The following is a 26,072-nucleotide window of genomic DNA, read 5'->3' as shown; positions in this document are numbered from 1 at the left end:
ATGCACGCGCGCATCCTCGGCGCGCTGACCGATGTGCCTGCCGATGCGTGGGACGCGTTGCACGACGGCGGCAATCCCTTCGTCGCGCACGCGTTCCTGGCGGGCCTGGAGGAACACCAATGCGTGCGCGCGTCGCTCGGCTGGGTGCCTGCGCACCTGGCCTTGTTCGACGGTGAAACGCTCGTGGGCGCGGCGCCGGGCTATCGCAAGCGCAATTCGCACGGGGAATTCGTGTTCGACCATGCGTGGGCGCAGGCCTATGCGCATCACGGGCTGGCGTATTTCCCGAAATGGCTCGGAGCCGTGCCCTACTCGCCCGTCACCGGCCCGCGCTTGCTCGCGCGCGATGCGCAAACGCGTGCGTTGTTGGCCGCGGCGATCGTCGCGGTGGTGCGCGAAGCCGGGTGGTCCTCGGCGCACGTGAACTTCCACCGCGCCGACGAGGCGCAGGCCTTCGACGCGGACTGGATTCCACGCATCGACGTGCAATATCACTGGGAAAATCGCGGCTGGGCCGACTTCGATGCCTTCCTCGCGGCGATGGACCACAAGCACCGCAAGAACATCCGGCAGGAACGCGCCAAGGTCGCGCGCGCCGGCGTGCAGATGCGGATCGTGCATGGCGATGAAGCCAGCGAAGACGATCTGTCCGCGATGTACGGCTTCTACCTGCAGACCTTCCACGAATACGGCAACACGCCCGCGCTGACGCTCGATTTCTTCCGCCACCTGGCGCGCACGATGCCGCGCGCCCTGGTGATGATGCTGGCCGAACTCGATGGCGAGATCATCGCCGGCGCACTCTGCCTGCGCGGCGGCGACACCTTGTACGGACGTTACTGGGGCGCGACGCGCCTCATGCCCGGGCTGCATTTCGAAACCTGCTACTACCAGGGCATCGATTACTGCTTGCGCGAAGGCTTGCGCCGTTTCGAACCCGGCGCGCAAGGCGAACACAAACTCGCGCGTGGTTTCCTGCCGACGCTCGTGCACAGCCGACACTGGATCGGCGAGAAGGATTTCGCCGATGCGATCGCGCACTGGTGCGCGGAAGAAGCGGAATCGGTGCGCCGCTACTGCGCGACGTTGCGGTCGCATTCGCCGTTTCGTTCCGAATGACGACGCGCATTCCCGTGTTGCTCGGTCCCGACCCGGTGTTTCCGCCGGTGGAACTGGCGCTGCGCGAGCCCGATGGCTTGCTGGCGGTCGGTGGCGACCTGACGGTGCCGCGGTTGCTGGCGGCTTATCGGCACGGGATCTTCCCATGGTTCTCCGCGGGGCAGCCGATCCTGTGGTGGTCGCCCGATCCGCGCATGGTGTTCCGCACCGACGGGGGCGTGCGGCTGTCGTCGAAGTTCCGACGCCGGTTGCGCGGATCGTCGTGGGTGGTGCGCGCCGACACGCGGTTCGACGCGGTGATCGACGCTTGCGCGACCGCCCCGCGCCCGGGCCAGCACGGCACCTGGATCGTGCCGGTGATGCGTCGGGCGTATGGCGCGCTGCACGAACAAGGGCATGCGCACAGCGTCGAAGTCTTCGACGGCGATCGCCTGGTCGGCGGGCTCTACGGTGTGTCGGTCGGCGGGATGTTCTTCGCCGAGAGCATGTACAGCGCGGTCTCGGGCGGTTCGAAAGTCGCCCTGGCCGCCCTCGCCCACCGCCTCCACGAATGGGGTTGGCCGCTGATCGATGCACAGGTGGAGAACGAGCACCTGGTCAGCCTGGGCGGCGAACGGCTGCCGCGCGAGGCGTTCCAGCGCATCGTGGCCGACCGGGTCGGGCTGCCCGTGGAACCGGGCCCGTGGACGATGCGCTTCGGCGAACTGAACGCCGCCACCCTCGCCGACTCGCACGCCGGCTGAACCGGACGCTTGGCGCTCCAGCGCCGCGCGTGCCAGAATGCGCGACTTTGCGGGCGGCCGAACGCCGGACCGCCCTATCCGATCAGGAAATACATGGCCAAAGACGACGTCATCGAGTTCGAGGGTACGGTCACCGAAACCCTCCCGAACACCATGTTCCGGGTGAAGCTCGAGAACGGCCACGAAATCATCGCCCACATCTCCGGGCGCATGCGGAAGAACTACATCCGCATCCTCACCGGCGACAAGGTCAAGGTGGAAATGACGCCTTACGACCTGACCAAGGGGCGCATTACGTACCGTATGAAGTAAACCACGCAAGTGGTTGAATGAAAAAGGCGACCCGAGGGTCGCCTTTTTCGTTTGCGCCGGTTTCGATGGTCAGACCGTCACCGGCAACAGCTTCTCCGGTTCGGGCTGCGCCTCGACCTTCAGCTCGCCATCGACCACGTCGATGGACACCTTGCCGCCGCCGACCAGCTTGCCGAACAGCAACTCGTCCGCGAGCGGCCGCTTGATCTTGTCCTGGATCACGCGGGCCATCGGGCGGGCGCCCATCAGCGGATCGAAGCCATGCTGGGCGAGCCAGTCGCGCGCCGCCGGCGTGGCCGACATCGACACGTCCTTCTCGTGCAGCTGGACTTCCAGCTCGATCAGGAACTTGTCGACCACGCGCAGGATGTGGTCCATGCCCAGCGCCTGGAACTGCACCACCGCGTCGAGGCGGTTGCGGAATTCCGGGCTGAAGCTGCGACGGATCACTTCCATGGCGTCGGTGCTGTGGTCCTGGCGCGTGAAACCGATCGTGCGACGCGCGGCCTGCGCGGCGCCGGCATTGGTCGTCATCACCACGATCACGTTCTTGAAGTTCGCCTCGCGCCCGTTGGTGTCGGTGAGCACGCCGCGGTCCATGACCTGCAACAGGATGTTGAAGATGTCCGGATGCGCCTTCTCGACTTCGTCGAGCAACAGCACGCAATGCGGCGTCTTGACGATCTTCTCGGTCAACAAGCCGCCCTGGTCGAACCCGACGTAACCGGGAGGCGCGCCGATCAGGCGGCTGACCGAATGCGGCTCCATGTACTCGGACATGTCGAAGCGCACGAGCTCGATGCCCAGCTGCAGCGCGAGCTGGCGCGTCACTTCGGTCTTGCCCACGCCGGTCGGGCCGGAGAACAGGAAGTTGCCGATCGGCTTGTCGGGATTGCCCAGGCCGGAGCGTGCGAGCTTGATCGCCGAGACCAGCGTGTCGATCGCCGGGTCCTGCCCGAAGATCACCATCTTCAGGTTGCGATCCAGGTTCTTGAGCACGTCCTTGTCCGACGCGCTGACCTGCTTGGTCGGAATGCGCGCCATCTTCGCGACGATGGTTTCGATTTCCTCGACATCGATCAGCGACTTGCGCACGGCGGCCGGCAACAGGCGCTGGCGTGCACCGGCTTCGTCGATCACGTCGATGGCCTTGTCGGGCAGCAGGCGATCGCCGATGTGCTTCACCGACAGGTCGACCGCGGCCTGCAGCGCTTCGTCGGCGTAGGTCACGCCGTGGTGCGATTCGTAGCGCGGCTTGAGGCCGTGCAGGATTTCGACCGTCTCGCCCACCGTCGGCTCGACGATGTCGATCTTCTGGAAGCGACGCGCGAGCGCGCGGTCCTTCTCGAAGATGCCGCGGTATTCCTGGAAGGTGGTCGAACCGATGCAACGCAGCTCGCCCGAGGCCAGCACGGGCTTGATCAGGTTCGACGCATCCATCGTGCCGCCCGACGCCGAGCCGGCGCCGATGATGGTGTGGATCTCGTCGATGAAGAGGATCGCGCCGGGGTGCTTCTTCAATTGCGCGAGCACCGCCTTCAGGCGCTTCTCGAAATCGCCGCGGTACTTGGTGCCCGCGACCAGCGCGCCCAGGTCGAGCGCGTAGATCACCGCGTCGGCCAGCACTTCGGGCACGTTGCCTTCGACGATGCGCTTGGCCAGTCCTTCGGCGAGCGCGGTCTTGCCCACGCCGGCTTCGCCGACGTAGAGCGGGTTGTTCTTGCGACGGCGGCACAGCACCTGGATGGTGCGTTCGACTTCATCGGCGCGGCCGACCAGCGGATCGATCTTGCCGGCGAGCGCGAGGTCGTTGAGGTTGCTGGCGAATTCGGCGAGCGCGTCGCCCTTGTGTTCGCCCTCCTCGCCCTGGCGGGATTCGTCCTGCGACTGCGATTCCTCGCCTTCGCCCGTGCGCGTGATGCCGTGCGAGAGATAGTTGACGACATCCAGCCGCGTGACGTCCTGCTGGTTCAGGAAATAGACGGCGTGGGAATCCTTCTCGCCGTAGATGGCGACCAGGACATTCGCACCCGTGACTTCCTTCTTGCCCGAGGACTGCACGTGGTAGACGGCGCGCTGCAACACGCGCTGGAACCCCAGCGTGGGTTGCGTGTCGCGCCCGTCGTCGTCCGCCAGCCGCGCGACCGAGGTTTCGATCGCCTTTTCCAGCTCGTGGCGCAGGCGCGGGAAATCGGCGCCGATCGCCTTGAGCACGGCTTCGGCCGATGGGTTGTCGAGGAGCGCGAGGAGCAGGTGCTCCACGGTCATGAACTCATGGCGGGCCTCGCGTGCCCGCTTGTAGCACTGGCCGATGGTCTGCTCGAGATCCTTGCTGAACATGTTGCGTGGCCTCCGACGGCTTGGCCCTGTTAGGTATCCAGCGTCCTATATGGGGAACGCCAAATACCTTTTCCAGTGGCCTTCGTCAGGGCTTGCCGACAACGGCCGTTGCGAGGTGTTTACGCCTTTTCCATCGTGCACAGCAAGGGGTGCTGGTTGACCCTTGCATACTCATTCACCTGCGCCACCTTCGACTCTGCGACGTCGCGTGTGAATACTCCGCACACGCCGCGGCCGCGCGTGTGCACGTGCAGCATGACCTGGGTCGCCTTTTCCAGGTTCATGGCGAAAAACCTCATCAAAACGTCCACGACGAAGTCCATCGGCGTGTAATCGTCGTTGAGCAACAGGACCGAATACAGCGGCGGACGCGCCGTTTCGGGCTTGCTGGTTTCCACCATTGCGCCGTGGTCGCGCTCTTGTTCGTTCTTTCGTGCCATGGGCGGGATTATACGGAGGGGCGCAAGCCCTCCCGACACGCGCATCGTTGGACGGCCGCCAGCCGCGGCCGTCACAATGCCCCGTGGTGAAATCGCATTGACCCCCCGCAAGGACGACACCCCACGTGAGCTACCGCGAAGGCCGTTTCTGGCAACCCGACGTCACCGTGGCGACGATCGTCGTCCGCGACGGGCGGCTGCTCATGGTCGAGGAGCGGGTGAACGGCGCGTTGGTGTTCAACCAGCCCGCCGGCCACCTGGAACCCGATGAAAGCCTGGTCGACGCGGCCCTGCGCGAAACGCGCGAGGAAACCGGGTGGGACGTGCGCTTGACGGCCTTCGTCGGCGCCTACCAGTGGAAGGCCGAAACCGGCCGCCATTACCTGCGTTTCGCGTTCGCCGCCGAACCCGAAAACCATGATCCCGCGCGCCCGCTCGACACCGGCATCGAACGCACGGTGTGGATGACGCCCACCGAACTGGAGGCCGCGCGCGATCGCCATCGCAGCCCGCTGGTCTGGCGCGTGGTGGCCGACCATCTCGCCGGACGTCGACATCCGTTGTCGATGGTGCAGCAGTTGGCCTGAGGCGCTGCGTGGACGCGAAAACACAGGTGCGCACCATCGTCGGCATGTCCGGCGGCGTGGATTCGTCGGTCGCGGCCTTGTTGCTGCAGGGCCAGGGCGAACCGATCGCCGGGCTCTTCATGCAGAACTGGGCCGACGACGGCAGCGGCGACTGCCGCGCCGACGAAGATCGTCGCGATGCGGTCGCCGTGTGCGGGCGGCTCGGCATCCCGATCCACTTCCGCGACTTCTCGGGCGAATACTGGAACGGAGTGTTCCAGCATTTCCTCGACGAATACGCCGCGGGCCGCACGCCCAACCCCGACGTGCTGTGCAACCGCGAGATCAAGTTCAAGCATTTCCTCGATGCGGCGCATGCGCTGGGCGCCGAGCGCATCGCGACGGGCCATTACGCGCGCGTGGATCATCAAGGCGGTCGCGTGCGCCTGCTGCGTGCGGTGGATCGCAACAAGGACCAGAGTTACTTCCTGCACCAGCTCGGCCAGGCGCAACTCGCGGCGACGGTCTTCCCGCTCGGCCACCTGCCGAAGGACCAGGTCCGCGCGATCGCGCGCGACGCTGCGCTGCCCACGCACGCCAAGAAGGATTCGACCGGCATCTGCTTCATCGGCGAACGCGACTTCCGCGAATTCCTCGCGCGCTACCTCCCTGCCCGGCCCGGCGAAATCCGCGATCCGCAGGGGAACGTGGTCGGCGAACACCCCGGCGTTTTCTTCTTCACCCTCGGACAGCGCGAAGGCCTGCACATCGGCGGCGTGCGCGGTCGCGATCCGGCGCCGTGGTACGTGGTCGACAAGCACGTGAACGACAACGTGCTCGTCGTCGACCAGGGCAGCGACAGCCCGCACCTGTATTCCTCCACGCTCTGGTCGGAAGCCGCGCACTGGATCGCCGGCAGCCCGCCGGCGGCGCGCTTCGCGTGCACCGCGCAGACGCGCTATCGCCAGCGTGACGAGGAATGTACGGTCGAGGTCGCCGACGACGGCACGCTGGCGGTACGCTTCGCCCGTGGCCAGCGCGCGGTCACGCCCGGGCAATCGCTGGTGCTGTACGACGGCGATGCGTGCCTCGGCGGTGCGGTCATCGCCCGCACGGATGCACGGACCGACGCGATGCTTTCGAAGGAGCGACAGAACGCATGACGGCGGATCTCAAATGAGCATGAACCCGGCCCCGGCCAATTCGATCGAAGAACGCGTGCTTGCGCTCGCCGGCCTCGCGCAGGCCTTGCGCCAGGTGCGCCAGATCGCCGAAACCGGCCAGGCCGACACCGCGGTGCTGCAGACGGCGACCGACAGCGTCTTCCGCCTGGATGCGGACACGCCGGTCGAGGTCTATGGCGACGAACGCGCGCTCGCGCCGGGCATGCAGTTGCTGCTCGACTATTTCACCCGCGGCAACGATGCGCGCGACGAACTCCTGCCGCGTCTGGCCTTCGCCGTGCTGCAACTCGAACGCCGCTTCGTGCGCGAAGGCGCGACCGCGCAGAAAGTGCAGGATGGCATCCTCGCGCTCGCGCCGACCGCGCAGCGCCTGGGCAGCACGCATCCGGACGTGCTCGAATCGCTCGGCACGTTGTATGCCGACACGGTGAGCCACCTGCGCCCGCGCGTGATGGTGCAAGGCAACCCGCATTACCTCGGCCAGGCGGCCATCGTTTCGGAGATCCGCGCGGTGCTGCTCGCGGCCCTGCGTTCGGCCGTGCTGTGGCGCCAACTCGGCGGCAGCTTCTGGGATTTCGTGATCCGCAGGCGCGCGATGGTCGGCGCCGTGCAATCGCACTTGCGTCTGTGAACACGGCAAAGGTGGGCGGGGACACCCCCGATCCGGCATAATTACGGGGCTCGGCCCAGGCAATTCCGCGGCTTGCCGCGATGCGCCGGCCCCCACCCCGCAAGACACCGGAGCCCCAACCGATGGCCGACTCCTTCGCCACCCGCGCCCAACTCGACGTCAACGGCAAGTCCCTCGCCTTCTACAGCCTGCCCCGCCTCGGGCAGCGTTTCGACCTGTCGAAGCTGCCGTACTCGATGAAGATCCTCCTCGAGAACCTGCTGCGGCACGAAGACGGCGTCACGGTGACGCCCGAGCACATCGAAGCGGTCGCCACGTGGGATGCGAAGGACGAGCCGGACACCGAGATCGCCTTCATGCCGGCGCGCGTGGTGCTGCAGGACTTCACCGGCGTGCCGTGCGTGGTGGACCTGGCGGCGATGCGCGATGCGGTCAAGCGCCTGGGCGGCGATGCCACGCGCATCAATCCGCTGATCCCCTCCGAACTGGTGATCGACCATTCGGTGCAGGTCGACGTCTTCGGACGCGCCGATGCGCTGGAGCTCAACGGCGAGATCGAGTTCTCGCGCAACAAGGAGCGTTACAGCTTCCTGCGCTGGGGCCAGAAGGCCCTGAACAACTTCAAGGTCGTGCCGCCGAACACCGGCATCGTGCACCAGGTGAACCTCGAGAACCTGGCGCGCGTGGTCGTCGAACGCGAAGTGCAGACGCCGGACGGCCGCACCGAATTGCAGGCCTTCCCCGACACGGTGTTCGGCACCGACTCGCACACCACGATGATCAACGGCATCGGCGTGCTCGGCTGGGGCGTGGGCGGCATCGAAGCCGAAGCCGCGATGCTCGGCCAGCCGTCCTCCATGCTCATCCCGCAGGTCGTGGGCTTCAAGCTCACCGGCAGGCTGCCGGAAGGCACGACGGCCACCGACCTGGTGCTCACCGTGACCCAGATGCTCCGCGCCCTCGGCGTGGTCGGCAAGTTCGTCGAGTTCTACGGCGACGGCCTGCAGCACCTGCCGCTCGCCGACCGCGCGACGATCGCCAACATGGCGCCCGAATACGGCGCGACCTGCGGCATCTTCCCGATCGACGCCGAAGCCCTGACCTACATGCGCCTGTCGGGCCGCAGCGAAGCGCAGATCGCGCTGGTGGAGGCCTACGCGAAGGCGCAGGGCCTGTGGCATGACGCGAACTCGCCGCACGCCACGTATTCGGCGACGCTCGAACTGGACCTGGGCGACGTCAAGCCCTCGCTCGCCGGTCCCAAGCGCCCGCAGGACCGCGTGCTGCTCGAGAAGGTCAAGGACAACTTCCACGCCAACCTCGAAGGCCTGATCGCCAATCGCGGCGCGAAGAAGAACGAAGTCGTGCGCTTCGACGCCGAAGGCGGCGACCAGCCGCAGGCCGAACACCTCGCCGCCAAGCCCAAGTCGAAGATCCGCATCGCCGACCAGGATTGCGAACTCACCGACGGCTCGGTCGTGATCGCCGCGATCACCTCCTGCACCAACACCTCCAACCCCGCCGTGATGCTCGGCGCCGGCCTGCTCGCGCGCAACGCGGTCAAGCTCGGGCTCAAGGTCAAGCCGTGGGTGAAGACCTCGCTCGGCCCGGGTTCGCTGGTGGTCACCGATTACCTCAGGAAGGCCGGCGTGCTCGCCGACCTGGAGAAGCTCGGCTTCTTCGTGGTGGGCTACGGCTGCACCACGTGCATCGGCAACTCCGGCCCGCTGCCGGACGAAGTGTCCAAGGGCATCGCGGAGAACGAACTCGTCGTTGCCTCGGTGCTCTCGGGCAACCGCAACTTCGAAGGCCGCGTGCATCCCGAAGTGAAGATGAATTACCTCGCCTCGCCGCCGCTGGTCGTCGCCTACGCGATTTCCGGCACGGTCGACATCGACCTGGTCAGCGAACCGATCGGCCGCGGCGCAGACGGCAAGGACGTGTACCTGCGCGACATCTGGCCGACCAACAAGGAAATCGGCGACATGATTTCCGCCACCGTCGGTCCGGAGTTGTTCGCGCAGAACTACGCCGACGTGTTCAAGGGCGATTCGCGCTGGAACCAGATCGCCTCGCCCGACGGTGCGGCCTTCCAGTGGGATGCGGCCTCGACGTACATCAAGAACCCGCCCTACTTCGACGGCATGACGATGGACATCGGTTCGATCGACGACATCCATGGCGCGCGCGTCATGGGCCTGTTCGGCGATTCGATCACCACCGACCACATCTCGCCGGCCGGCAACATCAAGAAGGATTCGCCGGCGGGCCGTTTCCTGCAGGCGCGCGGCGTGCAGCCGGCGGACTTCAACAGCTACGGTTCGCGCCGCGGCAACGACGACGTCATGGTGCGCGGCACCTTCGCCAACATCCGCATCAAGAACCTGATGTTCGGCGGCGAGGAAGGCGGCAACACGCTGTACTTCGACCGCGCCGGCAATCCGGGCGAAAAGCTCGCGATCTACGATGCGGCGATGAAGTACAAGGCCGACAAGGTGCCGCTGGTCGTGTTCGCGGGCAAGGAATACGGCACCGGTTCGTCGCGCGACTGGGCGGCGAAGGGCACCAACCTGCTCGGCGTCAAGGCGGTCGTGGCGGAGAGCTTCGAGCGCATCCACCGCTCCAACCTCGTCGGCATGGGCGTGCTGCCCTTGCAGTTCATGGAAGGCGAAAACGCGAAGTCGCTGGGCCTGACCGGCTCGGAGACGATCGACATCGTCGGCCTGGACGACGGCAAGTCGCGCACGGCGACGGTCATCGCGCGCGGCCCGGAAGGCGAGAAGCGTTTCGACGTGCGCGTGCTGTTGCTGACCCCGAAGGAAGTCGAGTACTTCCGCAACGGCGGCATCCTGCACTACGTGCTGCGCCAGCTGGCGGCGAAGAAAGCGGCGTAATCCGCACCGTGTCGCAACGAAAAAGGCGGCCCCGGGGCCGCCTTTTTTCGTTCAGAGCCTGGGCTCCCACTCCGCGCTCACCAGCTCCCAGTCCTCGCCGTCCTGCCGCCATTGCGTGGTGATGTCGTACACCTGACCCGACGTCGGCAACAACGCCGAATCGCCGCCCGTCATCGCCGCGGTGCAATGGACCGTCGCCCCACCGGGTTGCAGTTTGATGTCGAGCGGACCGAGGGTCACGCCCACTTGCCTGTTCTGCAGGAACACCACCGCGGCCAGGCGTTGCGCCGCCTTGCGGTCCATGCCGTCGGGGCCGATGAAATCCCGCGCGATGCCGTCGGCCAGCGTCGATGCGTCGCGCGCTTCGATCGCGGTCTGCATCTGCGCGATGGTGCGGCGCAGCGATTGTTCCGGCGGCGTTCTCGTACAAGCCGCGAGCACAAGAACAATCGCCACCACTTTCAGGAACCGCCGCATCGCTGTCTCCCATGAAGCAACACAGATTGCCCGATACGGCGCCTTGCCAGCGTTTGGTGCCTATGCTCCAATCGGGAGCGATCCGTACGGTCCCGCATCGGTACCGCACCTCTGGTTTTGAACGCGATTACATCGGGGAGATCGCATGCAGCAGGCACGTCCGTGGTTGGCCAGTTACCCGCAAGGCGTGCCGGCGCAGATCGACCTCGATGAATTCCCGTCCATCGTTTCGGTCCTGCAGTCCTCGCTGGAAAAGTATCGCGACCGCCCCGCGTTTTCCAACCTGGGCAAGACGCTCACCTATGCCGACGTCGACCGCCTGAGCCAGCAGTTCGCAGCCTACCTGCTCGGCGAGCTCAAGCTGAAGAAGGGCGATCGCGTCGCGATCATGATGCCCAACTGCCTGCAGTACCCCATCGCCACCTTCGGTGTGTTGCGCGCGGGCCTGACGGTGGTCAATACCAACCCGATGTACACCGCGCGCGAGCTCAAGCACCAGCTCGTCGACTCGGGTGCGACCGTGCTGCTCGTGCTCGACAACTTCGGCGCGGTGGTGCAGGAAGTGCTCGCGCAGACGCAGGTCCGGCAGGTCATCACCACGGGCCTGGGCGACATGCTCGGTTTCCCGAAGGGCGCGATCGTCAACTTCGTCCTGCGCCACGTGAAAAAGATGGTGCCCGACTACGACATCGACGGCGCGATCCGCTTCCGCGACGCGCTGACGCTCGGGCAGATGCACACGCTGCCGGACATCGCGATCGATCCGCAGGATCTCGCGTTCCTGCAATACACCGGCGGTACGACGGGCGTGGCGAAGGGCGCGATGCTCACCCACCGCAACCTCGTGGCCAACATGCAGCAGGCCGCTGCGTGGATCGGCACCAACGTGCGTTACGGCGAAGAAACCATCATCACCGCGTTGCCGCTGTACCACATCTTCGCGTTGACGGCGAACGGCCTGGTCTTCATGAAGTTCGGCGGCCACAACCACCTGATCACCAATCCGCGCGACATGCCCGGGTTCGTGAAAGAGTTGAAGAAGATCCCGTTCACCGCGATCACCGGCGTGAACACCCTCTTCAACGGCCTGCTCAACACGCCGGGCTTCGCCGACATCGATTTCTCGCGCCTGCACCTCACGCTGGGCGGCGGCATGGCCGTGCAACGTGCGGTGGCCGAGCGCTGGAAGCAGGTCACCGGTTGCACGCTGGTCGAAGCCTACGGCCTCACCGAAACCTCGCCCGCCGCGTGCATCAACCCGATGGACCTGGCCGAGTACAACGGCGCCATCGGCCTGCCGATTCCGTCCACCGATGCCTGCCTGAAGGACGAGGACGGCAACATCGTCAGCGCCCTGGGCGAAGTCGGCGAGTTGTGCATCCAGGGCCCGCAGGTCATGCGCGGCTACTGGAACCGCCCCGACGAAACCGCCAACGTCATGGATGCCGACGGCTGGCTGCATACCGGCGACATGGCGAAGATGGACGAGAAGGGCTTCTTCTACATCGTCGATCGCAAGAAGGACATGATCCTGGTCTCGGGCTTCAACGTGTACCCCAACGAGGTCGAGGACGTGATCGCGATGTTGCCGGGCGTCCTGGAAGTCGGTGCGGTCGGCGTGCCCGACGAGAAGTCCGGCGAGGCGGTCAAGGTCGTCATCGTCCGCAAGGACCCGAACCTGACGGCCGAAGAGGTCAAGGCGCATGCCCGCGAGAACCTCACCGGGTACAAGCAGCCCAAGTACGTGGAGTTCCGCACCGAGCTGCCGAAGACGAACGTCGGCAAGATCCTGAGACGCGAGCTCCGGGAGCAATCAGCCAAGCGCTGACCTGCAATCGGCGGATTGGTCGCCAATGGCTACCGTCCGTCGCCCCGTGACTGGAAACGCTTGCATTTTCACCCGGCGACGACGTTTCACCGGGTGTAGCATCCCCTGCGTGGGTCATTCGCCCGCCCGCTACCCACCCCTGTTCGCGGACGGGCTCCCAAGGGGAAACACCAACATGAGCAACATCGAGAAGCTGCAGCGCAGCCATCGCTATCCCACCCTGCGTGTCGAAGCAGAGCCGTCGGGCGCGGCCCATTGGCTCTACATGCACGCCGACGCCGGCACCGGCATCCGTCCGTGTTTCCGCACGGAACTGATGGACGAGATGTGGCGTTACCTCAGCAGCATCACGCTCAACAAGGGCCAGCGCCATCCCGGCAACCTGCGCCACGTCGTGATCGCCTCGGACGCCCCCGCGTTCAATCTCGGCGGCGACCTCGAACTGTTCGCTCGCCTCATTCGTGAAAACAACCGCGAGCAACTGCTGGCCTATGCGCGCCGCTGCATCGATGGCGTGCACAGCATCCACGGCGGACTGGGCGGCGACGTGCGCACCATCGCGCTGGTCCAGGGCGACGCCCTCGGCGGCGGCATGGAACTCGCGCTGTCCTGCCACACGATCGTCGCCGAAGAAGGCGTGGGCATGGGCCTGCCGGAAGTGTTGTTCGGCCTGTTCCCGGGCATGGGCGCCTACTCCTTCCTCTGCAAGCGCGTCTCGCCGCAGCAGGCCGAGAAGATGATCCTCAGCGGCCAGATCTATTCGAGCGAAGAACTGTTCAAGCTGGGCGTCGTCGACATCCTCGTGCCGAAGGGCGAAGGCGAGCTGGCCGTGCAGGACCTGATCCGCCAGCAGCAGCGTTCGCCGCATTCGCATCTCGCGCTCAACCAGGTGCGCCAGATCGCGCAGCCGGTGGGTTACGACGAGCTGATGGGCATCACCGAAGTGTGGGTGGATACGGCGCTGGCGCTGGGCGATCGTTCGCTCAAGACCATGGACCGCATCGTCCGCGCGCAGGAGCGCCGCTCGGGAGCCGAAGCCGCCGCCTGATCAAGACAGGGATCGACCGCTCGACCTGACGTCGTGTTTCGGCAGATCTAGCTGTTTTCGTTGTCGCGCGCGGCACGATGCCCGCGCGCGTCCAGCGCAGCCCGGCCTTGCGCCATGCGTTCGCGCAGCACGGTCAGCCGTGGGCGCCATTCGCGCGTGAGTTGCCACTCGGGGATGCGCATCCACTCGCTGCTGGCCGCGGCGAGCTTCACCAGGCCCAGGTTGCTCGACACACCCTTCAGCGCGTGCGCGTGATCGCGCACCGCCGCCCAATCGCCGGCTTCGCCGGACTTTTCCAGCGACGCAAGGCAGGTCTCGGCGTCGCGCAGACATTGGGCGATGAACTCGCGGACGAAGGTCTCCCCCATCCCGAGTGAGCCGAGCTCCTCGAGGACGCCCGGATCGAAATCGTCCTCCGACACCGGCAGCTCGATGCGCGGGTTGGCCGCCTGCACGTTCGCCTGGCCGCTGATGGCGACTTCCGCCAGCGTGTCGAGCAGGCGCGCCGCCACCACGGGCTTGGGCAGGAACGCGCGGGCACCGGCTTGCGCGCATTGCTGGATGGCCTCCGGCGTGACATCCGCGGTGAGCACGATGACGGGCGTGCGCTTGCCGCCGCCGGCTTCCATCACGCGCAACTCGCGCAACAGGTCCAGGCCGCTGACGCCGGGCATGTGCAGGTCGACGATCGCCGCGTCGAAGGTGTTGGCCGACATCGCGTCGAGCACTTCCTCGCCGTCGGCGACGCTGGTCACGCGATGCCCCGCCTTCTGCAGCAGGCGTTGCAGCACCATGCGGTTGGCGGCGTGGTCGTCGGCGATGAGCAGCTCGAGCGACCGCACGCGCGCGCGATGGCGCAGGAACGGATCGCCGAAGGCGATGACGTTGGCCGCGGTGTCGCCGAAGGACACCGGCGCCGGCGCCGCGGGCTTCCCTTCGACCGCCGGTGCAGGCCTGGCGACGGGCACGACTTCCACCTGGTCGAAAGGCAATTCGACCCAGAACCGGCTGCCCCGCTTCTCGGAGCTCTCGAAGCCGATGCTGCCTCCCATCGCTTCGGTCAGGCCCTTGGCGATCGTGGTGCCCAGGCCCGTGCCGCCGTAACGGCGCGACAGGCTCGCATCGGCCTGTTCGAAAGCTTCGAACAAACGCGCGCGCGCCGCCGCCGGAATGCCGATGCCCGTATCGATGACGGTGAAACGCAGGCGCACCTGCTTGCCGTCGGAGTCGGGATGCGCGAGCGCGACTTCCAGGCGCACCGAGCCTTCGTCGGTGAACTTGATGGCATTGCCCGCCAGGTTGATCAGCACCTGGCGCACGTGGCCGGCGTCGCCGATCACGCGATCGGGCACGTCCGGCGCCAGGCGCGCGATGTACTCGATGCGCTTGTTGCGCGCGGTGGGCTGCAGGATCGCGCCGATGTTCTCGAGCATTTCGGCCAGCGAGAATTCGACCGCGTGCAGCTTGAGCTTGCCCGCCTCGATGGCGGAGATGTCGAGCACGTCCTCCACCAGGGACAGCAAGGTCCGCGTGGAGGCCTGGATGGTGTTGAGGCACTCGCGCTGTTCGGCGTCCAGGCGCGTGGTGGCCAACAGTTCCGACATGCCCGCAAGGCCGTTCAAGGGCGTGCGGAACTCGTGGCTCATGTTCGCCAGGAAGCGGCTCTTCGCCTCGTTGGCGCGCCGTGCCTCCTCGGTGGCCTTCGTCAATGCGCGCAACAGGCCCGACAGATACAAGGGCACAGCCACCAGGCCGACGAGCAAACCGATGCCCAGGCTGCTGTTGGCGCGCCAGTAATCGCTGAAGAGGAGCGTGCAACCGAAGCTCGTCACCGCACCCGCGACGGCGAGGTACAGGTAGCGGTTGCCGAAGCGCAGGCCGTTGCCGACCGTCACCCACATCAGGATGACGTAGACCCACGCGAGCGGTTCGCCCATGCGGACCATCGCCAGGCCCATGAGCCCGTAGTCCGACAACATGCCGATCGCGCGCCGCACGTGCGAAACGCCCGGGCGCGCGACGATCGACAACACGATCGCCAGGCCCACGGCGAAACCGGTGCCGACCATCAGCAACACGTCGCGATATTCGGCCCACGGTTCCGAACCCGGGCCGCGCACCAGCAGGTACACCAGCACGACCGACAGCACCGCCAGGCGGACCAGCGCCTGCCCGTGTTCGCTGTCGGGCCGGTTGATCAAACGCTGCCGGAGTGCCGCGAACGCCACGATCAGGCTTCCAGGGCCGGCCGCGCGCTGACGGTGGAGAAGCGCTGGCAGATATCGTCGAGGCGTGCGCGCTGCTTGATCAGCACTTCGACGCACTTGGGATCGAACAGGCGGCCGCGTTGCGCGTAGAGGAACGCAAGCGCCGCCTCGATCGTCCACGCATCCTTGTACGGGCGCGGCGAAATCAATGCGTCGAACACGTCGGCCACGGCGACGATGCGCGCTTCCAGCGGGATCGCTTCGCCGACCAGGCCGTCGGGATAACCGCTGCCGTCGTAGCGCTCGTGGTGGCGCAGCGCGACGGTCGCGCCGGTCTGGATGAAGCGGCTCTGGCTGCCGCTCAGCAACTCGTGGCCGATGCGCGGATGGCGACGCATGATCTGCGTCTCCTGGTCCGTCAGCGGACCGGGCTTGAGCAGGATGGCGTCGGGGATCGCGATCTTGCCCATGTCGTGCAGGGGCGCGGCGAGTTCGATCAGGCGGGCTTCTTCTTCCGTCAGACCCAGGCCTTCGGCGATGAGCCCGGCAACATGCGCCATGCGTTCCAGGTAGGCGCTGGTGCCGATGTCGCGGTATTCGATGGCGCGTGCGAGGCGCGACAGCGTTTCGCGTTCGCGCTCCTCGACTTCGTTCATGCTCGAGAGCAGGCGTTGTTCGAGCGAGAGCGCGCGCTGCTTCACCGTCTCGGCCTGCTGGCGCAGGTGCAACAGGTTGCGGCAACGCGCACGCAGTTCGCGCGGGCGCACGGGCTTGACCAGGAAGTCGATCACGCCGGCTTCGAGCGCGGCCTGGCGGACGGGTTCGTCGCCGACCACGGTGACCAGCACGATCGGCACGTCGCGGTGCACCGGCGGGCGGCGGAAGCGGCGCGCGAACTCCAGGCCATCCATGCCGGGCATGCGGTAGTCCAGGAGCAACAGGTCGGGCCGGTTGTTCTCGCACCAGGTCAGCGCCGCGGTGGGATCGCCGAAATCGTGCACGGCCAACTCGGGACCGATGTCCTCGAGGATATGGCGCAACATCGTGCGCGCCGATGTCTGGTCGTCGACGATGACCACGTTCACTTCATTGACCCGCATGCGTTGGCGCCCCCCGGAATCCTTCCCCCGGCGTTGGCCGGGAGCATACCCCGCCGGACGGCGGGGAATACGGAACGGCAGTGCAATCCGCGACGGCGTCCGCAACGCAAGGGATCAACGGCGCCCCCGCCGTTCGTCGGGGCCGCCCGTGTGCAGGGTGCCGTAACGCGAAAGCACGCGTTCCAGCGTTCGCGCCATGCGGTCGGGCATCGGTGCGAAGCGCAGGCCCACGGTATCCGAATCGGTGCGTGCAACGCGCGCCATGAGGAGGAACTCGATCCCCGCCTCCGCCGGCCCGCAACGCACCTCGACCTCCACCGCCTGCCCCACGCGCAAGGCGAAGCCGGGCGGACGAAGCATGTGAAGGCCGGAGATCGACAGGTCGTGCAGGGGCGCGCGGAAGTCGCCTTCCGGCCCCCGGATGAGCGCCTCGCCTTCCACGTACACGCGCGAGCGCCGGATGTCGGACTGCGCCGTCGGCGCCATGCCCATGGTGTACCGCCGATGCTTCCCCTGTTCCCGGTTTCTACGGGCAAGGGCACCACCAGCGGACATCCCGGCCGCGAAGAGCGCTCAACCGTGCGCTTCCGGTCGCATGTAGGGGAACAGCAGCACGTCGCGGATCGAGTCCGAATCGGTCAGCAGCATGACCAGGCGATCGATGCCCACGCCCAGGCCACCGGTCGGCGGCAGGCCGACTTCGAGGGCGCGGATGTAATCGGCGTCGTAGTGCATCGCCTCGTCGTCGCCGCCTTCCTTCGCCTCGACCTGCGCGCGGAAACGCGCCGCCTGGTCTTCCGGATCGTTCAGCTCGGAGAAGCCGTTGGCCAGTTCCTTGCCGCCGACGAAGAGCTCGAAGCGATCCGTGATCCCCGGTTCGGTGTCCGATTCGCGCGCGAGCGGCGAGACTTCCACCGGATAGTGGGTAATGAAGGTCGGCTGGATCAGGCCGGTTTCCACGGTCTTTTCGAAAATTTCCAGCAGCAGCTTTCCCCAGCCGTAACCCGGCTTCACCGGGATGCGCAAACGCTCGCAATGGCGCGCGAGTGCGGCGCGGTCGCGGCAATCGGCGGCGGTGATTTCGGGGTTGTGTTCGCGCACGGCTTCTTCGAGCTTCCAGCGACGGAAGCGCGGGCCGATGTCGATCGCATTGCCTTCCCACGTCAGCGCGGTGGTGCCGATGGCTTCCTGCGCGGCGTGGCGGATCATGTCCTCGGTCAGGTCCATGACCTCGTCGTACGTGGCGTAAGCCTCGTACAACTCCAGCATCGTGAACTCCGGGTTGTGCCGGGTGCTGACGCCTTCGTTGCGGAAGTTGCGGTTGATCTCGTACACGCGCTCGAAACCGCCCACGACCAGGCGCTTGAGATACAGCTCCGGCGCCACGCGCAGGAACAGGTCCAGGCCCAGTGCGTTGTGGTGCGTGGTGAACGGCTTGGCGGTGGCGCCGCCGACGATGTAATGCATCATCGGCGTTTCCACTTCCAGGAAGCGGCGCGCGTCGAGCCAGCGGCGGATCGCGCCGATGACCTGCGAACGCTTGACGAACACATCGCGCGCCTCGGGCGTCACGATCAGGTCGACGTAACGCTGGCGATAACGCTGCTCGACATCCGCCAGGCCGTGCCACTTGTCCGGCAGTGGGCGCAGCGACTTGGTCAGCAGGCGCAGCGCATCGACCTTGACCGACAACTCGCCGGTCTTGGTGCGCATCAGCGTGCCTTCGGCCGCGAGGATGTCGCCGGCGTCCCAGCCCTTGAAGGCGTCGTAGGTTTCGCCCAGCGTGTTGGATTGCAGGAACAACTGGATGCGACCGCTGACGTCCTGCACCTGCGCGAACGCCGCCTTGCCCATCACGCGCTTGGCCAGCATGCGGCCGGCGAGTTTCACGCGGCGGCCCTGCGCTTCGAGCGCTTCGCCCGTCCAGGTTTCGGCGTCGGCGTAATCGGCCTGCAGGTCGCCGGCGTGGTCTTCGCGACGGAAGTCGTTCGGGAACGCGTTGCCCTGCGTACGCAACTGCGCGAGTTTCGCGCGGCGCTCGGCGATCAGGTGGTTTTCGTCGTGTTGCGGCTGGGTGTCGTCGGTCATCGTCATCGTGTTCTTCGGATCAGGCTGCGTCGCTGCGCTTGGAGCCGGCTTCGAGCCCGGATTTGAGGCTGGCCTCGATGAACTCATCGAGGTCGCCGTCCAGCACGTTCTGGGTATCGCTGCGTTCGATGCCGGTGCGCAGATCCTTGATGCGGCTCTGGTCCAGCACGTAGTTGCGGATCTGGCTGCCCCAGCCGATGTCGGACTTGGTGGCTTCCAGCGCATCCTTCTCGGCGTTGCGTTTCTGGATCTCGGCCTCGTACAGCTTGGCCGCGAGCATCTTCATCGCGCGGTCGCGGTTGGCGTGCTGGCTGCGTTCGGTCTGGCACGCCACCACGATGCCGCTGGGCACGTGCGTGATGCGCACCGCCGATTCGGTCTTGTTGACGTGCTGGCCGCCGGCGCCCGAGGAACGATAGACGTCGGTCTTCAGGTCCGCCGGGTTGATGTCGATGTCGATCGAATCGTCCACTTCCGGCGAAACGAACACCGAGGTGAACGAGGTATGGCGACGGTTGTCGGAATCGAACGGCGACTTGCGCACGAGGCGATGCACGCCGATTTCCGTCTTCAGCCAGCCGTAGGCGTAATCGCCTTCCACGCGGAAGGTGGCCGACTTGATGCCCGCGACTTCACCGCCGGAGACTTCGAGCAGTTCGGTCTTCCAACCGCGCGATTCGGCCCAGCGCAGGTACATGCGCAGCAGGATTTCGGCCCAGTCCTGCGCTTCGGTGCCGCCGGCGCCGGCCTGGATGTCGACGAAGGCCGAGTGCGAATCCATCTTGCCGGAGAACATGCGCTGGAATTCCAGCTGGTCCACGCCGCGCGCGTAGCGCTCGACGTCGGCGACGATGGCGTTGTACGTCTCCTCGTCGTTTTCCATCTCGACCAGTTCCAGCAGTTCGTTCGCGCCGGCCAGGCCTTCGGTCAGGTCGCGGATGCCGTTGACGGTCTTGTCCAGGAAGCTGCGCTCGCGGCCGAGGGCCTGCGCGCGTTCGGAGTCGTTCCAGACATCCGGGCTTTCCAGTTCGCGGTTGACTTCTTCCAGACGCTCCTTGCGGGCGTCGTAGTCAAAGATACCCCCTCAGCGCATCCAGCCGACCGGTGAGGTCGGCGATGCGCTGGCGGATGGGATTGAGTTCGATCATGGGTGCTTTGCGAGGTGTTGCGTTCGGTCGCGAATGATACCAGCCGGGGGAAGGCCCCCGGCTGCCGCGGCGGCCTCACTGCACTTCGAACTCACCGACCAGGACCGTCTCCTTCGCATCGTTCAGGCGCAGGGTCACGGCCTGGTCCTTGCGCGCGGGCGTGCCCCACCCGGTGGTGAGCGTCAGCATCAGGGTCGTGGCGCCGGTGACGATCTGCTGGCGGTCGCCGTAGAAGTTCGCCTCCACGCGGTACTTGCCGGGCTTGGCATCGCGCAGCAGGAATTCCTCGGGGCCGTAGCCGCCGGTGAAGTCGTCGGAGAGCTGCCCGCCCTGGGCGGTCAGGCGGTTGCCGTAGTAGCAGCGCTCGCCATTGGGGTCGGTCACCCAGAGGTCCATGTCGCTGTTGTCGCTGTCCCAGGCGAGCACGGCGCGCAGGTCGACCGGCAGGTTGCGCAGCAGTCGTGGGTCGACGAAGCGGGTGTCCAGCCGCGTCGGGCTGGTGGCGACGATCGCATTGAGTTCGTTGAGCGCGACCAGTTCCACTTCGTCGAAACGGCCGTCCCACGGCGTGGCGACGATTTCGTACAGATGCTCGATCGCTTCCTGCCGCCGGCCCGTGGCGGCCAGCGCGAGGCCGAGGTCGCGATGGCTTTGCGGCTCTTCGTCGGCCATCGCGAGGACCTTGCGGAACACTTCGACCGCGCGCTCCGATTGCCCGGCCTGCATCAGGCGGTAGCCGAGCACGCGCAGTACGTGGCGGCTTTCGAGTTGCATCTCGGCCAGGTTCGAGAGCACGCGCAAGGCTTCGTTGCGACGGCCCTTCGCCAGCAGGAGGTCGGCGACATCGAGGTAGAAAGCGGTGCTGTCGGCGTGCGCATCGCGTTCGTCGAGGTAACGCGCGTAGATCTCGGCGGGTTTCGCCTCGCGCAGGCGTCGCGCGTAAGGCGCGTCGGATTGCCAGGGTTGCAGCGTGATGGTGGCCGCGTGCTTCGGCCCCTGGCCGGGCGTCGTGGATTCGAACGCATCCAGCTCCGCGGGTGCGGATGCGGGTGCGGGCGCGGGTGGCGGCGGTGCCATCGCAGCGGCAGGGGCGTACTGCCTCTCGGCGGACGCTTCGCGGCGCTCGTCCGCGGCGGCGGCGACTGCGACAGTGGCCGACACCTTCGGCTTCGGCGCAGTCTTCGGGAACTTGCGTTCCCACCATTGGATGCGCTCCGCGAATTTCTCCGCGACGTTGTCGATGCGCTCGCTGCGCTCTTGCTTGCGTGCCTTCTCGCGCGTGGCCTGCAATTGCGTCACTTCCTCGCGCAGCGCGGCAGGCGCGGGAATGTCATAACGCACGTAGTCGTCCGCGTTCTCCAACACGATCAGCGAAGTGCCCGGCGTGACGATGCCGAACTGCTGCCCGACGCGCGCGATCTGCGCGGCATTGCGCTCCGGATCTGCGGACAGCGCACGCACCTTCCAGTTCGCCCAAAGCGATGCGACCTGCGGATGCGATGAACCCGCGATGGGCATGTCCACGCGCACGATGCGCTGCCCTGCCCCATCGTCGAGCGTGACATCGACGTATGCGTCGGCTTGCGTCGCGCGCCCGGCGACACGCAGCAGTCCGTCATCGATGAAACGGCCCGGCACTTCGAGATCGGTGACACCATGCGGCGCGAGGCCGACGATGCGCAGGCCCTGCCCGAGCAAGCCACGTGTCGCGACGTCACCGCGGTGCGCGGCGAAGATCAGTCGGCCGTTGCGCTGTTGTGCCAACGTCGCAAGTCGGATGGCATCCACGCCGGCATCCTGCGGCGCGATGGCATACAAACGCTGGCGCCCATCGAGCCGCGGCACCTGGGCTTCGCCATAGGTGCGCTGTCCGTCGCTGAAGAGCAGGTATTCGGCGATGTCCGCGCGCGGTGTCCAGGCAGCGAGGTCGGTCGCGCCGTCGTAGGTCACCGACTCCAGGCGCCGACGCAGCGCCGACCAATCACCGTTCCGGATTTCGAACACGCCCGCGTCTTCGCCGACATCGCGCAGCAACCGGAGTGCGACCGTGCCCGACCCCATGGCGCGGAAATAGTCGTTGAGCAAGAACCAGTTTCCCGCGCGGTTGCGCCCGCGCGCCGAGGCCGAGGCATCCCACAGGATCTGCACGTGCCTGGGCATGGCGCGTTGCGTGAACGCGGGTTTGCCGACCGCGACCTGCCCGAGTACATAGGTTTGGCCGTCATCGCGACGCGCCATCCACGCGGCCTTCGCCGATTTGGAATCGCCGACGATCTCCCGATCGATGATCAGTTGTACGCGACGTTCGCCCTGCGCCGGAATCGGATAGACCCGCAGCCGGAAGTTGTTCCCTGCCGTCTGTTCGAGCAAACCCGGATCGATGCCGCGTCGTTCGATGGCCTCGAACACCTGCCGCCCCTTGTCCTTGGGCACGGGCACGGCCTCGCGCATCTGTCCGTCGATGTCGAGCGCGAAACCGACGATCTGCTGCCCCGCGGCGAGGGGAAATTCCAGCGTGCCTTCGAGCACGCGCGCGTTGCGATTGCGCAGGGCCAGGGTGATGGTCCTGCGTTCGATCGGACCGGCGCGATCGACGGTGTCGCCGATGGCGCGCACCTGGATGGGTTGGAGGTCCCTGGCATCGCCGCCGATCCGCACCACCGGCGCGACGAGGTTCTGTGCGATGGAGGCAGGCGACGACAACCCGATGGCGAACGTGATCGCGCACGCGATCCCCGCGACGATGGAACGATGCATGCGAAATCCCCCAGCTGGCCCGTGATGTTCCCCTCGAACGCACGGCTTGCGCGAACGGGGTCAGGCGTCGGTCGCGTATTCCACGATCAGCTGCACGGCGTCCCCGCCGCGGTAGTCGTCCACCGCCAGGCGATAGGCCAGGTGCATGCGCGCCGGGGGCGGCGTACCCGTCCACCCGTTGAAGTGGATCGCGTCGATGGGCGCGGCGCGGCCGGCGATCCGCAGGGACAACTTCAGATGCCGCAAGCCCACGACCTTGTGGCCCACGACGTCGAACACGCCGTCGAACAAGGGCTCGGGGAACGCCTGGCCCCAGGGTCCGCCGTCGCGCAGGCACTGCGCGCTCGCATGATCGAACTCGTGCGCTTGCAACGCGCCATCGCTGACGACCTGCGCCTGCAACAGCGCAGGATCGAGCACGCTTTCGACGTGTGTGCGCAGGGCATTGGCGAAGGCATCCAGCCCATCGTGTGAAAGACTCAGGCCCGCCGCCATCGCGTGGCCGCCGAAGCGCGGGATCAGGCCCGGCATCGCCGCGTCCACCGCCGCGAGCGCATCGCGGATATGCAGGCCGGCGATCGAACGCGCGGAACCACGCAGCGCGTCGCTGCCCGGTTCGGCGGGTGCGAAGGCCACGACCGGGCGATGCACGCGTTCCTTCATGCGCGACGCCACCAACCCGACGACGCCCGGATGCCAGGCCGGATCGAACAGGCAGAGCACGGGCGGCAACGCACCGTCGAGCGCGACGCGCGCGAGCGCGGCCTCGGCTTCGTCGGTCATCTGCTGCTGCACGCCTTTGCGTTCGGCATTGATTTCGCCGAGCACGCCGGCCAGTTGGCGGGCTTGCGTGGGATCATCGGTCAGCAGGCATTCGATGCCCAGCGCCATGTCTTCGAGCCGGCCCGCCGCATTGATGCGCGGCGCGAGCGCGTAGCCGATGTCGGAGGCCGTCAGCGTGCGCGCGTCGCGGCCACTGCTTTCGATCAGGGCCTGCAAACCTGCGCACCCCTGCCCTGCGCGCAGGCGACGCAAGCCCGCGCCGGCGAGCGCGCGATTGTTGGCATCCAGCGGCACGAGGTCGGCGATGGTGCCCACCGCGACGAGGTCCAGCAGCGTGGTGAGGTCGGCCTCGCTCGGCAAACCTTCGGCACGCAAGCGCGCACGCAACGCGAGCAGCACGTAGAACATCACGCCGACGCCGGCGAGCGCCTTGCTCGGGAAGCCGTCGCCGCGCACGTTCGGATCGACGATCGCGTGCGCATCGGGCAGCGTCTGCCCGGGGAGATGATGGTCGGTGACGAGCACTTGCCAGCCACGCGCTCGCGCGGCGGCAACGCCTGCGTGGCACGCGATGCCGTGGTCCACGGTGACGAGCAGGTCGGGTGCGAGCGCCGCCAGATCGTCGACCAAGCCCGGCGACAGGCCATACCCGTGCACCGCACGATTGGGCACCGCATGCGACACGCGCTGCGCGCCGAGCATGCGCAGGCCGCGCACGCCGACCGCGCAGGCCGTCGCGCCGTCGCAATCGAAATCGCCGACGACCACGATGTGCTTGCCCTGCACGATCGCATCGCGCAGCAACGCGGTCGCCGCGTCCATGCCGCCCAGGGTGTCGGGCGCGTGCAGGCGGGCCAGCTTCGGCCGCGCCGTGTCGAAGTCCGCGGCACCGCGCGTGGCGTAAAGCCGACGCAGGAGCATCGGCACGTGGTCGGGCCAATCGCCTTCGGGCGTGATCTCCGGGCGGCGGACGATGCGACGCAGCATCGTCATGCGTCGAAGGCCTTCAGCGGCTTGCGCCAGAAACGCCAACGCTGCTTGCGTTGCAGCGTGAACTGCGCGCCGTCCTCGCAATCCAGATGCAGCGACGCCAACCCGCCCATGCGCAGGCGCTGCAAAGCCGGTTGCAACCAATGCGACTCGAGTTCGCGCAGGTCGCGCACCGCACGCAAATCGACGAGGCCCGCGATGCCCAGCTTCGCCGTCAGGTCGATGCCATCGATCTTCGCCGACTTCGCCAACGCGCGCAGCGTGACTTCATTGGACTCCACCAACGCGTGCGACGTCGTCACGTGATCCGGCGACACGCCGCCGCCCCAGAACCACAATGAGTTCACCGGCGGCTTGCCCGCGGCCTGGCGCTGCGCATTCAAGGGATGCTGATGCAAGGTGACCTGCGCTTCGCTCAACAACGCGCGCCAGCGGCGGCCTTCCGGACCTTCGGGAAGATGGTCGAACAGATCCGCACCGAGCGCTTCGTCCGGCGAAGCCATCGAAGGCAGCTTCGCCTCGCGTGGCAAACGCAGGTACCAGCGCGCAGGGCGCGGCGCATCGATCGGCATGCCCGAGTCACCGAACAAGGGGCGCAAGACCGAGAGCAATGCATCGGCGTCGGCCTGCGTCAGTTGCAAGGCATCGCCGCACGCAAGCAAGCGTGCGCCGTTGAGATCGGGGCGGACGAAGGCCGGATCGGCGCGCAGCCAGGCACCGAGGTTCGCGTCGTTCGCATCCAACGCACGCGTGATTGCCGCGACGGGCCAGCCGCGCGGCAACAATTCGAAATGCCGCAACAACTGCGCACGCTCGCCGGCATCGGCGCTATTGCGATCCGCACGCCCCAACGCCGTCGCGAGCCCCGGGGACATCGCCTGCCCGCCGAAGCGCACGCGCGCCGGCAACAGGAAGGTCGCCGACGCCGCCTGGGCCGTCACGTCCTCAGGCCTCGTAACTGACCGCGACGATTTCGTACTCGCGCTGCCCGGCCGGCGCTTCGATGGTGACCGTGTCGCCTTCGTGCTTGCCGATCAGCGCACGCGCCACCGGCGAGGAAATCGCGATCATGCCCAGCTTGATGTCGGCTTCCAGGTCGCCGACGATCTGGTACTTCTTTTCTTCGCCGCTGTCGGCATCGGCCAGTTCGACGACTGCGCCGAACACGATGCGCGAACCGGCGTTGAGCGAGGACACGTCGATCACCTGCGCATGCGAGAGCTCGGCTTCGAGCTGCTTGATGCGGCCTTCGATGAACCCCTGCTGCTCGCGCGCGGCGTGGTACTCGGCGTTTTCTTTCAGGTCGCCGTGCGCGCGCGCCTCGGCGATCGCGTGGATCACCGCCGGCCGCTTCACCGACTTGAGTTCTTCCAGTTCCGCGCGCAAACGCAGCGCGCCTTTCGCCGTCATGGGTGCC

Annotated in this window: 21 protein-coding genes; 9 read left to right on the top strand and 12 right to left on the bottom strand. The window is 66.9% G+C overall.

Annotated elements, in window-relative coordinates; genetic code table 11:
• The 3 genes from AC1DOM_RS08480 to infA all read left to right on the top strand — a co-directional run bounded on the left by AC1DOM_RS08480 (position 1) and on the right by infA (position 2,174).
• On the top strand, positions 1 to 1,119 hold the full coding sequence (locus AC1DOM_RS08480) for a GNAT family N-acetyltransferase (RefSeq protein WP_498962187.1): 1,119 nt from the start codon (positions 1 to 3) through the stop codon (positions 1,117 to 1,119).
• Positions 1,116 to 1,862 (top strand): leucyl/phenylalanyl-tRNA--protein transferase, encoded by a 747-nt coding sequence (gene aat / locus AC1DOM_RS08475; protein ID WP_498962185.1) that lies wholly within the window; start codon positions 1,116 to 1,118, stop codon positions 1,860 to 1,862. Before AC1DOM_RS08480 ends, aat begins: the two co-directional genes overlap by 4 nt.
• Positions 1,863 to 1,955: 93 nt before the next feature.
• Positions 1,956 to 2,174, top strand: a complete 219-nt coding sequence (infA, locus tag AC1DOM_RS08470) for a translation initiation factor IF-1 (protein WP_036168934.1) — start codon at positions 1,956 to 1,958, stop codon at positions 2,172 to 2,174.
• Positions 2,175 to 2,243: 69 nt separating this feature from the next.
• On the opposite strand, the gene clpA is transcribed toward infA, so the two are convergent.
• Both clpA and clpS read right to left on the bottom strand, forming a co-directional pair.
• Positions 2,244 to 4,514 carry an ATP-dependent Clp protease ATP-binding subunit ClpA gene (clpA, locus tag AC1DOM_RS08465; RefSeq protein ID WP_498962183.1) on the bottom strand — a complete coding sequence of 757 codons (2,271 nt, stop codon included), beginning with the start codon at positions 4,512 to 4,514 and terminating at the stop codon, positions 2,244 to 2,246.
• A 119-nt stretch (positions 4,515 to 4,633) separates the two neighbouring features.
• The gene (gene clpS / locus AC1DOM_RS08460) at positions 4,634 to 4,954 is read right to left on the bottom strand and encodes an ATP-dependent Clp protease adapter ClpS (RefSeq protein WP_498962181.1); all 321 of its coding nucleotides are present in this window, start codon (positions 4,952 to 4,954) and stop codon (positions 4,634 to 4,636) included.
• Between the two features lie 125 nt (positions 4,955 to 5,079).
• Between clpS and AC1DOM_RS08455 the strand changes: the two genes are divergently transcribed.
• The 4 genes from AC1DOM_RS08455 to acnA all read left to right on the top strand — a co-directional run bounded on the left by AC1DOM_RS08455 (position 5,080) and on the right by acnA (position 10,229).
• The gene (locus AC1DOM_RS08455; protein ID WP_498962179.1) at positions 5,080 to 5,541 is read left to right on the top strand and encodes an NUDIX hydrolase; all 462 of its coding nucleotides are present in this window, start codon (positions 5,080 to 5,082) and stop codon (positions 5,539 to 5,541) included.
• Positions 5,542 to 5,585: 44 nt separating this feature from the next.
• A complete protein-coding gene (gene mnmA / locus AC1DOM_RS08450; RefSeq protein WP_498962501.1) occupies positions 5,586 to 6,683 on the top strand; it encodes a tRNA 2-thiouridine(34) synthase MnmA in 1,098 nt (365 codons plus the stop codon).
• A gap of 19 nt (positions 6,684 to 6,702) precedes the next feature.
• Positions 6,703 to 7,335 carry a high frequency lysogenization protein HflD gene (gene hflD / locus AC1DOM_RS08445; RefSeq protein WP_498962177.1) on the top strand — a complete coding sequence of 211 codons (633 nt, stop codon included), beginning with the start codon at positions 6,703 to 6,705 and terminating at the stop codon, positions 7,333 to 7,335.
• A 122-nt stretch (positions 7,336 to 7,457) separates the two neighbouring features.
• Complete coding sequence (gene acnA / locus AC1DOM_RS08440; RefSeq protein ID WP_498962175.1) at positions 7,458 to 10,229, top strand: aconitate hydratase AcnA; 2,772 nt, start codon at positions 7,458 to 7,460, stop codon at positions 10,227 to 10,229.
• Between the two features lie 51 nt (positions 10,230 to 10,280).
• On the opposite strand, the gene AC1DOM_RS08435 is transcribed toward acnA, so the two are convergent.
• Positions 10,281 to 10,706 (bottom strand): nuclear transport factor 2 family protein, encoded by a 426-nt coding sequence (locus AC1DOM_RS08435; RefSeq protein ID WP_498962173.1) that lies wholly within the window; start codon positions 10,704 to 10,706, stop codon positions 10,281 to 10,283.
• A 145-nt stretch (positions 10,707 to 10,851) separates the two neighbouring features.
• On the opposite strand from AC1DOM_RS08435, the gene AC1DOM_RS08430 reads away from it, so the two are divergent.
• Together AC1DOM_RS08430 and AC1DOM_RS08425 are read left to right on the top strand one after the other, a co-directional pair.
• Positions 10,852 to 12,534, top strand: a complete 1,683-nt coding sequence (locus tag AC1DOM_RS08430; protein WP_498962171.1) for a long-chain fatty acid--CoA ligase — start codon at positions 10,852 to 10,854, stop codon at positions 12,532 to 12,534.
• Between the two features lie 175 nt (positions 12,535 to 12,709).
• Entirely contained in the window at positions 12,710 to 13,582 is an 873-nt protein-coding gene (locus AC1DOM_RS08425; protein WP_498962169.1) for a crotonase/enoyl-CoA hydratase family protein, read from the top strand.
• Between the two features lie 47 nt (positions 13,583 to 13,629).
• Here AC1DOM_RS08425 and AC1DOM_RS08420 read toward each other — a convergent pair whose 3' ends face one another.
• The 9 genes from AC1DOM_RS08420 to greA form a co-directional block, all read right to left on the bottom strand.
• A complete protein-coding gene (locus AC1DOM_RS08420; RefSeq protein ID WP_498962499.1) occupies positions 13,630 to 15,813 on the bottom strand; it encodes an ATP-binding protein in 2,184 nt (727 codons plus the stop codon).
• Entirely contained in the window at positions 15,813 to 16,889 is a 1,077-nt protein-coding gene (locus AC1DOM_RS08415) for an HD domain-containing phosphohydrolase (RefSeq protein WP_498962167.1), read from the bottom strand. The genes AC1DOM_RS08420 and AC1DOM_RS08415 overlap by 1 nt, the downstream gene beginning before the upstream one ends.
• Positions 16,890 to 17,003: 114 nt before the next feature.
• Positions 17,004 to 17,375, bottom strand: a complete 372-nt coding sequence (locus AC1DOM_RS08410; RefSeq protein WP_498962165.1) for a PilZ domain-containing protein — start codon at positions 17,373 to 17,375, stop codon at positions 17,004 to 17,006.
• A gap of 87 nt (positions 17,376 to 17,462) precedes the next feature.
• Positions 17,463 to 18,983 (bottom strand): lysine--tRNA ligase, encoded by a 1,521-nt coding sequence (gene lysS / locus AC1DOM_RS08405; RefSeq protein WP_498962162.1) that lies wholly within the window; start codon positions 18,981 to 18,983, stop codon positions 17,463 to 17,465.
• 13 nt (positions 18,984 to 18,996) lie between these two features.
• Positions 18,997 to 20,125 (bottom strand): peptide chain release factor 2 gene (gene prfB / locus AC1DOM_RS08400; RefSeq protein ID WP_498962160.1). Its coding sequence is split into 2 segments (ribosomal slippage): positions 18,997 to 20,049 and positions 20,051 to 20,125, totalling 1,128 coding nucleotides; the frame shifts between segments, so codons are not numbered across the junction.
• A gap of 75 nt (positions 20,126 to 20,200) precedes the next feature.
• Positions 20,201 to 22,882, bottom strand: a complete 2,682-nt coding sequence (locus tag AC1DOM_RS08395; RefSeq protein WP_498962158.1) for a DUF2135 domain-containing protein — start codon at positions 22,880 to 22,882, stop codon at positions 20,201 to 20,203.
• 60 nt (positions 22,883 to 22,942) lie between these two features.
• The gene (recJ, locus tag AC1DOM_RS08390; protein ID WP_498962156.1) at positions 22,943 to 24,658 is read right to left on the bottom strand and encodes a single-stranded-DNA-specific exonuclease RecJ; all 1,716 of its coding nucleotides are present in this window, start codon (positions 24,656 to 24,658) and stop codon (positions 22,943 to 22,945) included.
• A complete protein-coding gene (locus AC1DOM_RS08385) occupies positions 24,655 to 25,530 on the bottom strand; it encodes a phosphoglycerate mutase (RefSeq protein WP_498962497.1) in 876 nt (291 codons plus the stop codon). The genes recJ and AC1DOM_RS08385 overlap by 4 nt, the downstream gene beginning before the upstream one ends.
• A gap of 70 nt (positions 25,531 to 25,600) precedes the next feature.
• Entirely contained in the window at positions 25,601 to 26,065 is a 465-nt protein-coding gene (gene greA / locus AC1DOM_RS08380) for a transcription elongation factor GreA (protein WP_498962495.1), read from the bottom strand.
• Positions 26,066 to 26,072: the final 7 nt, after the last annotated feature.

It is taken from the genome of Lysobacter sp. P5_B12 (assembly GCF_056400425.1).
Note: the sequence above shows the minus strand (reverse complement) of the source record. Positions and strands in the feature narration are given on the sequence as shown.

Excerpts from the sequence above, each read along its gene's own strand:
- AC1DOM_RS08480 (WP_498962187.1), top strand. The coding sequence starts at position 1 with ATGCACGCGCGCATCCTCGGCGCGCTGACCGATGTGCCTGCCGATGCG.
- aat (WP_498962185.1), top strand. The coding sequence starts at position 1,116 with ATGACGACGCGCATTCCCGTGTTGCTCGGTCCCGACCCGGTGTTTCCG.
- infA (WP_036168934.1), top strand. The coding sequence starts at position 1,956 with ATGGCCAAAGACGACGTCATCGAGTTCGAGGGTACGGTCACCGAAACC.
- clpA (WP_498962183.1), bottom strand. The coding sequence starts at position 4,514 with ATGTTCAGCAAGGATCTCGAGCAGACCATCGGCCAGTGCTACAAGCGG.
- clpS (WP_498962181.1), bottom strand. The coding sequence starts at position 4,954 with ATGGCACGAAAGAACGAACAAGAGCGCGACCACGGCGCAATGGTGGAA.
- mnmA (WP_498962501.1), top strand. The coding sequence starts at position 5,586 with ATGTCCGGCGGCGTGGATTCGTCGGTCGCGGCCTTGTTGCTGCAGGGC.
- hflD (WP_498962177.1), top strand. The coding sequence starts at position 6,703 with ATGAACCCGGCCCCGGCCAATTCGATCGAAGAACGCGTGCTTGCGCTC.
- acnA (WP_498962175.1), top strand. The coding sequence starts at position 7,458 with ATGGCCGACTCCTTCGCCACCCGCGCCCAACTCGACGTCAACGGCAAG.
- AC1DOM_RS08435 (WP_498962173.1), bottom strand. The coding sequence starts at position 10,706 with ATGCGGCGGTTCCTGAAAGTGGTGGCGATTGTTCTTGTGCTCGCGGCT.
- AC1DOM_RS08430 (WP_498962171.1), top strand. The coding sequence starts at position 10,852 with ATGCAGCAGGCACGTCCGTGGTTGGCCAGTTACCCGCAAGGCGTGCCG.
- AC1DOM_RS08425 (WP_498962169.1), top strand. The coding sequence starts at position 12,710 with ATGAGCAACATCGAGAAGCTGCAGCGCAGCCATCGCTATCCCACCCTG.
- AC1DOM_RS08415 (WP_498962167.1), bottom strand. The coding sequence starts at position 16,889 with ATGCGGGTCAATGAAGTGAACGTGGTCATCGTCGACGACCAGACATCG.
- AC1DOM_RS08410 (WP_498962165.1), bottom strand. The coding sequence starts at position 17,375 with ATGGCGCCGACGGCGCAGTCCGACATCCGGCGCTCGCGCGTGTACGTG.
- lysS (WP_498962162.1), bottom strand. The coding sequence starts at position 18,983 with ATGACGATGACCGACGACACCCAGCCGCAACACGACGAAAACCACCTG.
- AC1DOM_RS08395 (WP_498962158.1), bottom strand. The coding sequence starts at position 22,882 with ATGCATCGTTCCATCGTCGCGGGGATCGCGTGCGCGATCACGTTCGCC.
- recJ (WP_498962156.1), bottom strand. The coding sequence starts at position 24,658 with ATGACGATGCTGCGTCGCATCGTCCGCCGCCCGGAGATCACGCCCGAA.
- AC1DOM_RS08385 (WP_498962497.1), bottom strand. The coding sequence starts at position 25,530 with ATGTCCCCGGGGCTCGCGACGGCGTTGGGGCGTGCGGATCGCAATAGC.
- greA (WP_498962495.1), bottom strand. The coding sequence starts at position 26,065 with ATGACGGCGAAAGGCGCGCTGCGTTTGCGCGCGGAACTGGAAGAACTC.